Annotated in this window: 11 protein-coding genes and 3 pseudogenes; 8 read left to right on the top strand and 6 right to left on the bottom strand. The window is 70.4% G+C overall.

Features of this window, described 5'->3' with window-relative positions; translation table 11 throughout:
• Positions 1-60: 60 nt before the first annotated feature.
• From ACQEV8_RS28820 to ACQEV8_RS28810, 3 genes and pseudogenes are all read right to left on the bottom strand, one after another.
• A protein-coding gene (locus tag ACQEV8_RS28820) for an IS5 family transposase (RefSeq protein ID WP_432959410.1) occupies positions 61-992 on the bottom strand; the annotation gives its coding sequence in 2 pieces (ribosomal slippage) (positions 61-585 and positions 588-992; 930 coding nt in all).
• A gap of 62 nt (positions 993-1,054) precedes the next feature.
• Positions 1,055-1,800, bottom strand: a pseudogene (ppgK, locus tag ACQEV8_RS28815) (polyphosphate--glucose phosphotransferase).
• A gap of 69 nt (positions 1,801-1,869) precedes the next feature.
• The gene (locus ACQEV8_RS28810) at positions 1,870-2,919 is read right to left on the bottom strand and encodes a 4-hydroxy-3-methylbut-2-enyl diphosphate reductase (RefSeq protein ID WP_432965957.1); all 1,050 of its coding nucleotides are present in this window, start codon (positions 2,917-2,919) and stop codon (positions 1,870-1,872) included.
• A gap of 110 nt (positions 2,920-3,029) precedes the next feature.
• Here ACQEV8_RS28810 and ACQEV8_RS28805 point away from each other — a divergent pair.
• The 4 genes and pseudogenes from ACQEV8_RS28805 to ACQEV8_RS28790 all read left to right on the top strand — a co-directional run bounded on the left by ACQEV8_RS28805 (position 3,030) and on the right by ACQEV8_RS28790 (position 6,650).
• A pseudogene (locus tag ACQEV8_RS28805) lies at positions 3,030-4,435 on the top strand (APC family permease).
• A 36-nt stretch (positions 4,436-4,471) separates the two neighbouring features.
• Entirely contained in the window at positions 4,472-5,680 is a 1,209-nt protein-coding gene (gene xseA / locus ACQEV8_RS28800; RefSeq protein ID WP_432965954.1) for an exodeoxyribonuclease VII large subunit, read from the top strand.
• A gap of 9 nt (positions 5,681-5,689) precedes the next feature.
• Positions 5,690-5,935 (top strand): exodeoxyribonuclease VII small subunit, encoded by a 246-nt coding sequence (locus ACQEV8_RS28795; RefSeq protein ID WP_391099656.1) that lies wholly within the window; start codon positions 5,690-5,692, stop codon positions 5,933-5,935.
• A 124-nt stretch (positions 5,936-6,059) separates the two neighbouring features.
• Positions 6,060-6,650, top strand: coding sequence for a malonic semialdehyde reductase (locus ACQEV8_RS28790; protein ID WP_432965949.1), 591 nt, complete (start codon positions 6,060-6,062; stop codon positions 6,648-6,650).
• A 72-nt stretch (positions 6,651-6,722) separates the two neighbouring features.
• Here ACQEV8_RS28790 and ACQEV8_RS28785 read toward each other — a convergent pair whose 3' ends face one another.
• Positions 6,723-7,247, bottom strand: coding sequence for a DUF4245 domain-containing protein (locus tag ACQEV8_RS28785; RefSeq protein WP_432965946.1), 525 nt, complete (start codon positions 7,245-7,247; stop codon positions 6,723-6,725).
• A 127-nt stretch (positions 7,248-7,374) separates the two neighbouring features.
• Between ACQEV8_RS28785 and glpX the strand changes: the two genes are divergently transcribed.
• Positions 7,375-8,409, top strand: coding sequence for a class II fructose-bisphosphatase (gene glpX / locus ACQEV8_RS28780; RefSeq protein WP_215118822.1), 1,035 nt, complete (start codon positions 7,375-7,377; stop codon positions 8,407-8,409).
• 84 nt (positions 8,410-8,493) lie between these two features.
• Here the strand turns inward: glpX and ACQEV8_RS28775 are convergent, their stop codons facing one another.
• Together ACQEV8_RS28775 and ACQEV8_RS28770 are read right to left on the bottom strand one after the other, a co-directional pair.
• A complete protein-coding gene (locus tag ACQEV8_RS28775; RefSeq protein WP_432965942.1) occupies positions 8,494-8,871 on the bottom strand; it encodes a WhiB family transcriptional regulator in 378 nt (125 codons plus the stop codon).
• A 173-nt stretch (positions 8,872-9,044) separates the two neighbouring features.
• Positions 9,045-9,745: pseudogene (locus ACQEV8_RS28770) on the bottom strand (DUF1707 SHOCT-like domain-containing protein).
• 188 nt (positions 9,746-9,933) lie between these two features.
• On the opposite strand from ACQEV8_RS28770, the gene ACQEV8_RS28765 reads away from it, so the two are divergent.
• From ACQEV8_RS28765 to fomD, 3 genes are all read left to right on the top strand, one after another.
• Positions 9,934-11,604 carry a fumarate hydratase gene (locus ACQEV8_RS28765; RefSeq protein WP_432965939.1) on the top strand — a complete coding sequence of 557 codons (1,671 nt, stop codon included), beginning with the start codon at positions 9,934-9,936 and terminating at the stop codon, positions 11,602-11,604.
• A gap of 399 nt (positions 11,605-12,003) precedes the next feature.
• A complete protein-coding gene (locus ACQEV8_RS28760) occupies positions 12,004-13,407 on the top strand; it encodes a class II fumarate hydratase (protein ID WP_432965936.1) in 1,404 nt (467 codons plus the stop codon).
• A gap of 83 nt (positions 13,408-13,490) precedes the next feature.
• Positions 13,491-14,183, top strand: coding sequence for a cytidylyl-2-hydroxypropylphosphonate hydrolase (gene fomD, locus ACQEV8_RS28755; RefSeq protein ID WP_432965934.1), 693 nt, complete (start codon positions 13,491-13,493; stop codon positions 14,181-14,183).
• Positions 14,184-14,211 lie beyond the last annotated feature (28 nt).

Below are 14,211 nucleotides of genomic sequence, written 5' to 3'. Positions count from 1 at the left end.
GCCGGTGTGGCGCCCGCCGGCAAGTCAACCGCCCGTGCGACACCCGCCGGGCCGACACGCCTAGGCCGTTTCTGACGGCTCTTGGACGGTGTCTCGAAGCCAGATGACGATCGCGGTGACGGTGAGGGTGCCGTTGAAGATGTAGTCGCGTTTGTCGTACCGGGTGGCCACCGCGCGGAACTGTTTCCACTTGTTGATGCACCGCTCGACTGCGTTGCGGCTGCGGTACTGAGTTTTGTCGAAGGCTGGGGCCCGGCCACCAAAGCGTCCGCGGCGCTTCCGGTGGGCCCGCTGGTCATCGGGCTGCGCGATGGTGGCCTTGATCCCGCGCCGCCGCAGGTAGGCGCGGTTGTCGCGGCTGGAGTACGCCTTGTCGCCGCGCACCCGGTCCGGCCGGCTGCGCGGGCGGCCCATACCGCGCCGCTGGATGCGCAGGCCGTCCAGCACCGGGGCGAACATCGGGCTGTCACCCCGCTGACCGGGCGAGGTCAGCCAGTGCAGCGGGCGGGCCCGGTCGTCGGAGAGCAGATGGACCTTGCTGGTCAGCCCGCCCCGTGAGCGTCCCAACGCCTCCCGCCCATCTGCCTCCTCACGCGCCCCGCCCCCTTTTGCGGGTAGTCGGCCGGGGGCTTGCGCGGTGCCCCGGCTGCGTGCTGATGCGCCCGGCAGGAAGTCGAGTCGATGTTCACCGCCCACTCTTGTCGGGCAAGCGCCCCGTCCGGGTCGCCGGCATCCGCCTCGATCTGTAACTCGCGCAGGATCGCCCTCCAGGTGCCGTCGGCCGACCAGCGGCGATGACGCTCGTAGACGGTTTGCCAGGGACCGTACCGTTCCGGCAGGTCCGGCCAGGGCACCCCCGTCCGGGCCCGGAACAGCACCCCATTGATCACCCTGCGGTGATCCGCCCACTGCCCACCCGGCCTGCCGTTACCGGGCAGGAGAGCTTCGATCTTCCGCCACTGCGCGTCCGTGAGCTCGTGTCGCCGCACCATACGAGCGTCCTGCCCGGCTGACCACGAGATCCACCCAGCCAACAAGAGCCATCAGAAACGGCCTAGTGCCCGGCCGCCCGCATCGCCGCCCCCACGATCCCCGCGTTGTTCTGCAACTGCGCCGGGACGATCTCCGCCTTGATGCCCTCGATGTGGGGCAGGAACTTGTGGGACTTGCGGCTGACGCCGCCGCCGATGATGAACAGCTCCGGCGAGAAGAGCATCTCGACATGGGCGAGGTACTTGCTCACACGGTGCGACGCCCAGTGCTCCCACGTCATGTCGTGGTCCTCACGGGCCTTGCTGGAGGCCCGCTTCTCCGCGTCGTGCCCGTCCAGCTCCAGATGGCCCAGCTCGGTGTTGGGACGAGGGCGCCGTCGATGAAGAGTGCGCTGCCGATGCCCGTGCCGAGCGTGAGCACGATCACCGTGCCGTGGCGGCCGCGGCCGGCGCCGAAGTTCATCTCGGCGACGCCCGCCGCGTCCGCGTCGTTCACCACCGTCACCGGCAGGCCGCCCAGCCGTTCGCCGAGCAGCGCGCGGGCGTCGGCGTCGATCCAGCTGTCGTCGACGTTGGCCGCCGTACGGATCACGGCTCCGTCGGTGACCACGCCCGGGAAGGTGACCCCGATCGGGCCTGTCCAGCCGAAGTGGTCGACGACCTGCTTGACACCGTCGGCCACCCCGTCGGGCGTGGCCGGGTGCGGGGTGAGGATCTTGTGGCGCTCCTGCGCCAGATCACCCTTGTCCAGGTCCACCGGGGCGCCCTTGATCCCGGAACCGCCGATGTCCACACCGAAGATCTGCATGGCCCTACGCTACGACGAACGACTGACAGTCACAGGCCGGACGGCGGTCGCTGCCCAGCCCGTTCGCGATCACTCCCCGGATTTTTCACCGGCCCCGGTGCCGGCGCCGGCACCGGTCCCCGCCCCGCCGCGCTCGGCGGCCAGCGTCGCCGCCTCCTCGCGCAGGTCGCGGCGCAGCTCCTTCGGCAGGGAGAACGTGATGGACTCCTCGGCCGCCTTGACGAGCTCGACGTCCTCGAAGCCGCGCTGCGAGAGCCACTCCAGGACCTGCTCGACCAGGACCTCCGGGACGGAGGCACCCGAGGTGACACCGACCGTGGAGACACCCTCCAGCCAGGACTCGTCGATCTCGTCGGCGAAGTCCACGAGGTACGCCTCGCGCGCACCCGCGTTCTTGGCGACCTCCACGAGCCGCACGGAGTTGGAGGAGTTGCGGGAGCCGACCACGATCACCAGCTCCGACTCGGCCCCCATCTGCTTCACGGCCAGCTGTCGGTTCTGCGTGGCGTAGCAGATGTCGTCGCTGGGCGGGGAGATGAGCTGCGGGAACTTGTCCTGCAGCGCGTCGACGGTCTCCATGGTCTCGTCGACGGACAGCGTGGTCTGGGAGAGCCAGACGACCTTGGACGGGTCGCGGACCTCGACCTTCGCGACATCGCCCGGCCCGTCGACCAGCTGGATGTGCTCGGGGGCCTCGCCGGAGGTGCCGATGACCTCCTCGTGGCCCTCGTGGCCGATCAGGAGGATGTCGTAGTCCTCGTTGGCGAAGCGGACGGCTTCCTTGTGGACCTTGGTGACCAGGGGGCAGGTGGCGTCGATGGTGGCGAGGCGGCCGCGCTCGGCCTCCTCGTGGACGACAGGGGCAACGCCGTGTGCGGAGAACATGACGATGTTCCCCGGGGGCACTTCCTCCGTCTGCTCGACGAAGATCGCGCCCTTCTTCTCCAGGGTCTGCACGACGTACTTGTTGTGGACGATCTCATGCCGGACGTAGACCGGAGCCCCGTACTGCTCCAGCGCTTTCTCGACGGCGATGACGGCGCGGTCCACACCCGCGCAGTAGCCACGGGGGGCGGCGAGCAGGACACGGCGGCCAGGCGAAGCAGACATGCGTCCCATCGTAAGGCCGCGTTCGGCGGGTCAAAGATCGCGTCGGTGTGGAGTCCCCGGGAAGACTGACGGGACGCGACGTGAGTGACGCCGGCGGAGGGGGACACGGAGGGGACATCATGCCGGAGACCGGGACGGCGGCGGCTCCCCCTGCCGACGGCGAACACGCGCTGCGGCGCAGTCTCGGCTTCCGGGACCTGGTCGTCTACGGGCTGCTGTTCATCGCGCCGATGGCCCCGGTCGGTGTGTTCGGCACGCTGGACGCCAAGTCGCACGGCGCGGTCGCGCTGGTCTACGTCGTCGCCACGGTCGCGATGGCGTTCACGGCCTTCAGCTACGCCCAGATGGTGCGGGTGGTCCCCCAGGCGGGCTCGGTGTTCGCCTACGCACGCGTGGGGCTCGGCGATGGTGCCGGGTTCGTGGCCGGCTGGATGGCGATGCTGGACTACGTCCTGATCCCCGCGGTGGCGTACCTGCTCTCCGGGATCGCGATGAACGCGCTGGTCCCGGAGGTGTCGCGGTGGGTGTGGACGGCGCTCGCGGTCGTCGTGACGACGCTGCTCAACCTGTGGGGCGTACGGGCCGCCGCCCGGGTCGGTTTCCTGGTGCTGGCGATGGAGGTCGTGGTCCTGGCCGTCTTCGTCGTCTCGGCGGTCGTGGTCCTGGCGCGGGACGGTGGCGAGCGGGGCTGGCTCTCGCCGCTGTCGGGGACGGTACGCAAGGGGCGTTCGCGGTGTCGGCGGTGCTCGGGGCGGTGTCGGTCGCGGTGCTGTCCTATCTGGGGTTCGACGCGATCGCGAGCTTCGCGGAGGAGGTCACCGGCGGTTCGGGGAAGGTGGCGCGGGCGCTGCTGTTCTGCCTGGCGCTGGCGGGTGTGCTGTTCATGGCGCAGACGTACCTGGTGGCGCTGCTGGAGCCGCTGTCGTCGGCGCGGCTGGCGGCGGAGCCGGGGCGGCAGGGGTCGGCGTTCTACGACGCCGTGGCCGCCTCCGTCGGCACCTGGCTGCACGACCTGGTCGCGGTGAGCAAGGCGATCGGTGCCGCGTTCGCCGCGCTGGCCGGGCAGGCGGCGGCGGGCCGGCTGCTGTTCGCGATGGGCCGCGACCGGCGGCTGCCGCGCGTCCTGTCGCGGACGGACGCCGGGGTGCCCCGGGTGGCCCTGCTGTGCGCGGCCGTCGTCACGCTGCTGGCGGCGGTGTGGGCGGCACGGCGGGACGACGGCATGGATCACCTCGTGTCGGTGGTCGCTGTCGGCGCACTGACCGCGTTCACACTGCTGCATGCGAGCGTGGTGGGCTGGTTCGCGGTACGGCGCCGGGGAGGGCCCGTGAGCTGGTGGCGGCACGTCCTGGTGCCGGTGGCAGGAGCGGCGATCACGATCGCCGTGATCGCGGAGGCATCGGGAACCGCCCGACTGGTGGGGGCGGTGTGGCTGGCACTCGGGCTGGTGGTGCTGACGGCGCAGGGCGGTCGGCGGGACGCGCCGCCCCCCGCCGGGAGCGTGAAGACCTCACCGAGCGGGTGAGCCGTGATGTCAGGGGCGCCCACTACCCTCGCGGGCATGGCTGTGAACACGTCCGCGGAATCCCCGCTCCCCGTCGGTGAGGTGTCGCGGCTCATCGGGGGATGGATCGACCGGCTCGGGGCGGTGTGGGTCGAGGGGCAGATCACGCAGTTGTCGCGGCGGCCGGGTGCCGGTGTGGTGTTTCTGACGCTGCGGGATCCATCGCACGACATCTCCGTGGGCGTCACCTGCTACCGGCAGGTGTTCGACGCCGTCGCGGACGTGGTGAGCGAGGGCGCCCGGGTCGTCGTCCTCGCGAAGCCGGAGTGGTACGCCCCGCGGGGTCAGCTGTCGCTGCGGGCCGCCGAGATAAGGCCCGTCGGTGTCGGGGAGCTGCTGGCGCGTCTGGAGCAGCTGAAGAAGACCCTCGGGCGGGAGGGGCTGTTCGCGCCGGAGCGGAAGAAGCCGCTGCCGTTCCTGCCGCAGCTCGTGGGGCTGGTCTGCGGACGGGCCTCGGCCGCCGAGCGCGACGTCCTGGAGAACGCCCGGCACCGCTGGCCCGCCGTCCGCTTCGAGGTGCGCAACGTCGCCGTGCAGGGCGTGCACGCCGTGCCGCAGGTCGTGCAGGCCGTGAAGGAGCTCGACGCGATCGAGGACGTCGACGTGATCATCGTCGCGCGGGGCGGCGGCAGTGTGGAGGACCTGCTGCCGTTCTCCGACGAGCAGCTGATCCGGACGGTCTCCCAGTGCCGTACGCCCGTGGTGTCCGCGATCGGGCACGAGCCCGACAACCCGCTCCTCGACCACGTCGCCGACCTGCGCGCCTCCACCCCGACCGACGCCGCCAAGAAGGTCGTACCGGACGTCGGCGAGGAGTACGAGCGCGTGCGGCTGCTGCGGGACCGGGCGCGGCGGTGCGCGGCGGCGCTGGTCGAGCGCGAGGAGCGCGGGCTGGCCCATGCCCTCGCACGGCCGTCCATAGAGGACCCGCACCGGATGATCGACGAGCGCGCCGACCACGTGGCGGACCTGCTCGACCGGGGCCGCCGCTGTCTGCGGCACCAGCTCGACCGGGCCGACTCGGAGCTGACGCACACCCACGCGCGCGTGGTGGCCCTCTCCCCCGCCGCGACCCTGAAGCGCGGGTACGCCGTGCTGCAGAAGGCGGACGGGCACGCCGTCCGCGATCCCGGCGAGGTGGAGGCCGGCGAGGCGCTGCGCGCCCGGGTCTCCGAGGGTGAGTTCTCCGTACGAGTGGACACATAGGGTGGGTGGATGACCAGCGAGGTTGATGAGGCGCCGGGCACGACCGAGGCGCTCGGGTACGAGCAGGCGCGGGACGAGCTGATCGAAGTCGTCCGGCGCCTGGAGGCGGGCGGTACGACGCTGGAGGAGTCCCTCGCGCTCTGGGAGCGCGGCGAGGAGCTGGCCAAGGTCTGCCGGCGCTGGCTGGACGGGGCACGGGCGCGGCTGGACGCGGCGCTGGCCGAGGAGGCCGCGGAGGACGAGGACACCGAGTAGACCGGGCCGGTGGGTGCGGGGTGAGACACGACACCCTCGCGTTAGTTGAACGTTGAACTTCACTCGCGTACGGTCGAAGACGTCAGCCGATCTTCCGGACCGACCGTCGCGAGAAAGTGCACTCATGTCCCTCGTTCTTGACCCCGCCGCCCAGGACCTGCTGTTCCGCGAGGCCCGTAGCGCCAACACCTTCACCGACGAGCCGGTGACCGACGAGCAGGTGCAGGCGATCTACGACCTGGTCAAGTACGGCCCGACGGCCTTCAACCAGACCCCGCTGCGCATCACCCTGGTCCGCTCCCCCGAGGCCCGCGAGCGCCTGGTGGCGCACATGGCCGAGGGCAACCGTCCCAAGACGGCGAGCGCCCCGCTGGTCGCGATCCTCTCCGCGGACAACGAGTTCCACGAGGAGCTGCCGCACCTGTTCCCCGCCGCGCCGCAGATCAAGGACGTCTTCTTCACCGAGCGCCCGGTCCGTGAGAACGCCGCCGGGCTGAACGCCGCCCTCCAGGCCGCGTACTTCATCGTCGGCGTCCGCGCCGCCGGTCTCGCCGCCGGCCCGATGACCGGCTTCGACTTCGAGGGCGTGCGCAAGGAGTTCCTGGACGACGACCACACCCCGCTGATGATCGTCAACATCGGCCGTCCGGGCCCGGACGCCTGGTACCCGCGCTCCCCGCGCCTGGAGTTCGACCAGGTCGTCACCACGGTCTGAGCCCTCCCGAACACGAACAAGGCCCCCGGCACTCCGCCGGGGGCCTTCGCCGTGCCTACGCGGGTTCGCGGCTCACTTGGTCTGCAGCGACTCAGCCATCTTCGACAGCTGTGCGAACGACGCGGTGCCCGTCACGACCGTCGTCGAGCCCTTGGCGCCTTCGAGGACCAGCGCGTCGTACCGGCCGCCCTCGTAGCGAGCCCACGTCCGGCCGGCGATCTTCTCGGTCTGCCCGGTCTCCCGCGCGCCCTGGGTCGCCTCGTCGAGGAAGACGGGGCGCCGCTGAGTGGACTGCTCGACCGCCACGTACTCCCCCTCGGGATCGTGGAAGCCGAGATGCCAGGTGTCGAAGTCCTCGCCCCGGTAGCGGACGGAGGTGGCCTTCCATGCGTCGGTCAGGCCCTCGGGCGCGGCCACGGGGTACGGGGCGGCGCGGCGTGCCGTGAGCAGTTCGACCCGGTAGTCGACCACCTTGGTGTCGGGCGGGGTGTCGTCGTGCGGGATGAAGAGGTACACGAAGCCCGCCACGAGGACGATGACGCCCATGGAGAGGATCATGTCCCGCGCCGTTTTCTGCTTGCCGTTCGTGCCTGCCACGCCCCCTATCGTCGCAGGTCTCCCGAGCGCTCATCCGTGGGGGCCCCTGCTCATTTTGTGAACTCGGAGATAGAGTCGGGCGACAAAGCCCTCATCCGGCCGTCGTCGTACAGAAAGGTGCGCTCCGATGACCGAGCATCATCACTTGCCGTCCGAACTCGATGTGCCCTCCGAGGCCCCCGACCGCAACCTCGCCCTGGAACTGGTCCGGGTGACCGAGGCGGCGGCGATGGCCGCGGGCCGTTGGGTGGGGCGCGGAGACAAGAACGGCGCCGACGGTGCCGCGGTGCGCGCCATGCGGACCCTCGTCTCCACCGTCTCGATGAACGGCGTCGTCGTCATCGGCGAGGGCGAGAAGGACGAAGCCCCCATGCTGTTCAACGGGGAGCGCGTCGGGGACGGGACCGGGCCCGAGTGCGACATCGCCGTGGACCCGATCGACGGCACCACCCTGACCGCGAAGGGCATGACGAACGCGATCGCGGTGCTGGCCGCGGCCGAGCGCGGCTCCATGTTCGACCCGTCGGCGGTCTTCTACATGGACAAGCTCGTCACCGGCCCCGAGGCCGCCGACTTCGTCGACATCAACGCGCCGGTGTCGGTGAACATCCGCCGGGTCGCCAAGGCCAAGCGGTCCGCGCCCGAGGACGTGACCGTGGTGATCCTGGACCGGCCGCGGCACGAGGGCATCATCAAGGAGATCCGGGAGGCCGGTGCGCGGATCAGGCTGATCTCCGACGGTGACGTGGCCGGCTCGATCCTGGCGCTGCGCGAGGGCACGGGCGTCGACCTGCTGCTCGGCATCGGCGGTACGCCGGAGGGCATCATCTCGGCCTGTGCGGTGAAGTGCCTGGGCGGCACGATCCAGGGCAAGCTGTGGCCCAAGGACGACGAGGAGCGGCAGCGGGCGATCGACGCCGGGCACGATCTGGACCGGGTGCTGACCACGGAGGATCTGGTCACCGGCGAGAACGTGTTCTTCGTGGCGACCGGGATCACGGACGGGGAGCTGCTGCGCGGGGTTCGCTACCGCGCGGAGACCGCCACGACCGACTCGATCGTGATGCGGTCGCGGTCGGGCACGGTCCGCAGAATCGATTCCGAGCACCGCCTGAGCAAGCTGCGGGCGTACAGCGCCATCGACTTCGACAAGGGCAAGTAGCCCCACGCCCCAAGAGCCGACGGTCGAAGAGCCGCTGAAAGAGGGCGCCCCCGGTGCGGTGGGGGCGCCCTCCTCCTCTGTCGCTCAGCCTGCCGCGGCTATGCGGTCCGACGAGTTGGCCGACTTCTTCAGCTCCAGGTCGCGACGGCGGCGCCGGGCGAGGACCACGCGGCGTTCCGCTGCGGTGAGACCGCCCCAGACGCCGTACGGTTCGGGCTGGAGCAGGGCGTGTTCGCGGCATTCGACCATCACCGGACAGCGGGCGCAGACCCGCTTCGCCGCCTCCTCGCGGGAGAGCCGGGCCGCGGTGGGCTCCTTGGAGGGAGCGAAGAACAGGCCCGCTTCATCCCGCCGGCACACCGCCTCGGTGTGCCACGGGGCGTCTTGATCCCTGTCTCGCGCTGGCACCCGCGGGGCCGGAACGGCAGCTACCTGCAGGGACGAATGCGGCGGTTGCAGCACGGTCTACTCCTGACGACGGCTTCGCGAGCGAGAGACGATGCAGCAAGGCCTACCCGCTGTACCCGCGCCTATGCACTGAGTTCCGAACCGCTGGTTCGGCCCGTTCGCAGGGTCCGTGGGGCCGTGTCACCGGTGCACCGATTCGCTCCGGGCCCGGAGCGGATTCGCGACCGTCAATGATCCAGGTGCTTGCGCAGACTCCTGTCGACCTTGCGCTGCACCCGGTCCAGGATGTCCGCGACGAACTTGCCGCGCTTGGGCCGCGCCTCGACGCTGCCCAGGACGGCCCAGCCGTCGACGTAGACCACCGGGGCCTCCGGTTCGCCCGAGTCGAGGGTGTCCACCTCGAAGCTGCCGAGCACGCCACCGCCCATGCCGCGCAGCGACACGTTCTCCGGGACGCGGATGTCGACGGTGCCGAAGACCGCGAACGACTTGATCACGAGCTGCTGGTGGTCGAAGAGGGCCTCGCTGAGATCTATCTCGACACTGCCGAAGACCGCGTACGCGTGGATACGACGACCCGCTCGCCGGCGGCCCTTGCGGACGGCGGCGCCGAAGATCGCGACCACGTTGTCGTCCGGGTCCATCGGAATGGCGCCCGCGGTCGGGCGGTACGGGGCCGGGGCGGGGGACGGGGCCGGGCCCGGCCGTGGGCGGCGGGCAGGTCCCGTATGAACACCTCCAGCTCGCCGACCGTCTTGGCGCGCAGCACCCCGTCGACCCGCTCGGCGTGCTCGTCCGCGGTGAGACGGCCCTCGGCGAGGGCGTCGTGCAGGATGTCGGCGATGCGGTCACGCTCGGCGTCGGAGGCGCGGAACTCGGAGCCGGCGGGCGCCCCCTGCGTCTGAAGGTCCTGCTTCTGAAGGTCCACGACAGCAGCGTAGCGAAACACGATAGATCGCGACAGCCCTCGCCCCTGTCCTTTGCGAGCCCCTGACCACGACCCGATCGTGACGAACTGAGCCTTACCTCACAAGCTCGCCGCCGGAGCCAGGTTCTACGCTGGTGGGCGCTCGCCAAAGGAGGCGGGTCGCGTCTGTCGAGTGAGGAATGGGCGAGATGCCTGAGTTCGCGTACACCGATCTGCTCCCCCAGGGAGAGGACACCACCCCGTACCGGCTGGTGACCTCCGAGGGTGTCTCCACGGTCGAGGGGCCGGACGGGCGGACCTTCCTCAAGGTGGAGCCTCAGGCGCTGCGCAAGCTCGCCGAAGAGGCCATCCACGACATCCAGCACTACCTGCGCCCGGCCCACCTCACGCAGCTGCGCCGCATCATCGACGACCCCGAGGCGTCCGGCAACGACAAGTTCGTGGCGCTGGACCTGCTGAAGAACGCGAACATCGCGGCGGCCGGCGTCCTCCCCATGTGCCAGGACACCGGCACGGCGATCGTCATGGGCAAGCGCGGGCAGAACGTGCTCACGGAGGGCGGCGACGAGGCGGCCCTCTCGCGCGGCATCTACGACGCGTACCAGAACCTGAACCTGCGCTACTCACAGATGGCCCCGCTGACCATGTGGGACGAGAAGAACACGGGCTCCAACCTCCCGGCGCAGATCGAGCTGTACGCGACCGACGGCGGCGCCTACAAGTTCCTCTTCATGGCCAAGGGCGGCGGCTCGGCCAACAAGTCGTTCCTCTACCAGGAGACGAAGGCCGTCCTGAACGAGGCCTCCATGATGAAGTTCCTGGAGGAGAAGATCCGTTCGCTGGGTACGGCCGCCTGCCCGCCCTACCACCTGGCGATCGTGGTCGGCGGTACGTCCGCCGAGTACGCGCTGAAGACGGCGAAGTACGCCTCCGCGCACTACCTGGACGAGATCCCGGCGGAGGGCTCGGAGCTCGGGCACGGCTTCCGGGACGAGGACCTGGAGCAGAAGGTCTTCGAGCTGACGCAGAAGATCGGGATCGGCGCGCAGTTCGGCGGCAAGTACTTCTGCCACGACGTGCGCGTGGTGCGGCTCCCGCGGCACGGGGCGTCCTGCCCGGTCGCCATCGCGGTGTCCTGCTCCGCCGACCGCCAGGCCGTCGCGAAGATCACGGCCGAGGGTGTCTTCCTGGAGCAGCTGGAGAAGGACCCGGCGCGGTTCCTGCCGGAGACGACGGACGACCAGCTGGAGTCCGAGGGTGACGTCGTCAAGATCGACCTGAACCAGCCGATGGACGAGATCCTGGCCGAGCTCACGAAGTACCCGGTGAAGACGCGGCTGTCGCTGACCGGGCCCCTGGTCGTGGCGCGTGACATCGCGCACGCCAAGATCAAGGAGCGGCTGGACGCGGGCGAGGAGATGCCGCAGTACCTGAAGGACCACCCGGTGTACTACGCGGGTCCCGCGAAGACGCCGGAGGGTTACGCGTCCGGCTCCTTCGGCCCGACGACGGCGGGCCGTATGGACTCCTACGTGGAGCAGTTCCAGGCGGCCGGCGGTTCCAAGGTGATGCTGGCCAAGGGCAACCGCAGCAAGCAGGTCACGGACGCCTGCGACAGCCACGGCGGCTTCTACCTCGGCTCCATCGGCGGCCCGGCCGCCCGCCTCGCCCAGGACTGCATCAAGAAGGTCGAGGTCGTCGAGTACGAGGAGCTCGGCATGGAGGCCGTCTGGAAGATCGAGGTCGAGGACTTCCCGGCGTTCATCGTCGTCGACGACAAGGGCAACGACTTCTTCCAGGATCCCGCGCCCGCGCCGACGTTCACCTCCATTCCCGTGCGGGGCCCCGGGCTGGCGTAGGTCCTCGGGTGCGGCGGGGACACTTCTCGCCCCCGCCGCCCCTGCCCGTCCCATCCCCAGGGGCTGCCGCCCCTCCGACCCCGCCCCCGGGGGCTGCGCCCCCCAGACACCGATCGGCCCTGAAGGGGCCTTGTCCTCGAACGCCGGACGGGCTGGATGGTGCCGCCGGACGAACAAGGGCAACGACTTCTTCCGGTGCGCCGCACCGGCCCCGTCCGGCCCGGAGGGCCTTGTCCTCGAACGCCGGACGGGCTGCCGCAGTGGTCCCTCTCCGGCGCCGGCGTTCACCGCCATTGCGGTACGGGGTCCCGGACTCGCCCGAGAACAGGGGTGACGGTTCGCCTCCACGGGGAACAGTGGTCGGGTCCCGGACGCTGTGCCACGTGGAGGTGATCGTCGATGACCGACGAGCAGGACAGGACCGAGTACCGCATCGAGCACGACTCCATGGGAGAGGTGCGGGTGCCCGCCCACGCCAAGTGGCGGGCCCAGACCCAGCGGGCCGTGGAGAACTTCCCCGTCTCCGGGCAGCGCATCGAGCGGGCGCACATCGAGGCGCTGGCGCGGATCAAGGGGGCGGCGGCCAGGGTCAACGCCGAGCTGGGGGTCCTGGACAAGGAGATCGCCGACGCGATCCAGTCGGCCGCTGCCGAGGTCGCCGAGGGGAAGTGGGACGAGCACTTCCCGGTCGATGTGTTCCAGACCGGGTCCGGGACCTCGTCCAACATGAACACCAACGAGGTCATCGCCACCCTGGCCACCGAGCGGCTGGGCCGGAGCGTGCATCCCAACGACCACGTCAATGCCTCCCAGTCGTCGAACGACGTCTTCCCCTCGTCGATCCATATCGCCGCCACCGCCGCCGTCATCCGCGACCTCGTCCCGGCCCTGGAGCATCTTTCGGCCGCCCTCGGGCGCAAGGCCGATGAGTTCGCCGACGTCGTGAAGTCGGGGCGGACCCATCTGATGGACGCCACCCCCGTGACGCTGGGGCAGGAGTTCGGCGGGTACGCCGCCCAGGTGCGCTACGGCGTCGAGCGGCTCGAGGCCTCTCTCCCCCGGCTCGCCGAACTGCCCCTCGGCGGCACGGCCGTCGGCACCGGCATCAACACCCCGCCCGGTTTCTCCGCCGCCGTGATCGAGGAGGTCGCCCGGACGACCGGGCTGCCCCTCACCGAGGCCCGTGACCACTTCGAGGCGCAGGGCGCCCGGGACGGCATCGTCGAGACCAGCGGGCAGCTGCGGACCATCGCGGTCGGGCTGACGAAGATCGCCAACGACCTGCGGTGGATGTCCTCGGGACCGCGCACCGGCCTCGCCGAGATCGCCCTGCCCGACCTCCAGCCCGGCTCCTCGATCATGCCGGGCAAGGTGAATCCGGTCATTCCGGAGGCGGTGCTGATGGTGTCGGCCCAGGTCATCGGGAACGACGCGACCGTGGCCACGGCGGGCGCCGCCGGCAACTTCGAGCTCAACGTCATGCTGCCGGTCATCGCGAAGAACGTGCTGGAGTCGATCCGGCTGCTCACCAACGTCTCGCGGCTGCTCGCCGACCGGACGGTCGACGGCGTCACGGCCGACCGCGAGCGGGCGCGGGAGTACGCCGAGTCCTCCCCCTCCGTCGTCACACCGCTCAACAAGTACCTCGGGTACGAGGAGGCCGCGAAGGTGGCCAAGAAGGCGCTGGCCGAGCGGAAGACCATCCGTCAGGTCGTCCTGGACGGCGGGTACGTGGAGCGCGGCGATCTGACCGGGGAGCAGCTCGACGAGGCGCTGGATGTCCTGCGGATGACGCACCCGTGACGATGAGTGGCGCGAGTACGCCCGGCGCGTGAACCACGACACGCGCCGCAGCGTCGTATGCCTATGGCACCTAATATCTGTGCATGGCAGAGGGTGGAGCGGTGAGACGCGTGGAAACGGGTGGTGCGGCAGGCTTCTGGGCGCCCGGGAGCCGGATCCTGTGGCGGTACCGGGAGAACGGCGGCGCGCATCTGCACATCGCCCGTCCCGTCACCGTGGTACGGGACGACGCGGATCTGCTCGCCGTATGGCTGGCGCCCGGCACCGAATGTGTGAAGCCCGTGCTCGCCGACGGCACCCCCGTGCACCTGGAGCCGCTGGAGTCGCGCTACACCAAGCCGCGCGCCGTGCAGCGCGGCCGGTGGTTCGGTACGGGTGTCCTGAAGCTGGCCCGGCCCGGCGAGCCCTGGTCGGTGTGGCTGTTCTGGGATCCGGGCTGGCAGTTCAAGAACTGGTACGTGAACCTGGAGGAGCCACTGACCCGTTGGGAGGGCGGTGTGGACTCCGTGGACCACTTCCTGGACATCTCCGTCCATCCGGACCGCAGTTGGCACTGGCGGGACGAGGACGAGTTCGCCCAGGCCCGGCGGGACGGGTTGATGGACGACCAACAGGTGGAAAAGGTACGAGCGGCGGGGCAGGCCGCGGTGGAGGTGATCCGCGCGTGGGGGCCGCCGTTCTCGGAAGGCTGGCAGCACTGGCGCCCGGATCCGTCCTGGGCGGTACCGTCACTGCCGGAGGACTGGGATCGTACGCCCGCGCATGTGTCCTCATGAGACCCTTGATGCGCCCCCGGGCAAGAAA

Origin of the sequence: Streptomyces sp. CA-179760 (genome assembly GCF_050937045.1) — a bacterium.
In the GTDB taxonomy this organism is placed as follows: Bacteria; Actinomycetota; Actinomycetes; order Streptomycetales; family Streptomycetaceae; genus Streptomyces.
The sequence above is the reverse complement of the archived record's forward strand: the minus strand, read 5'-3'. Positions and strand labels throughout refer to the sequence as shown.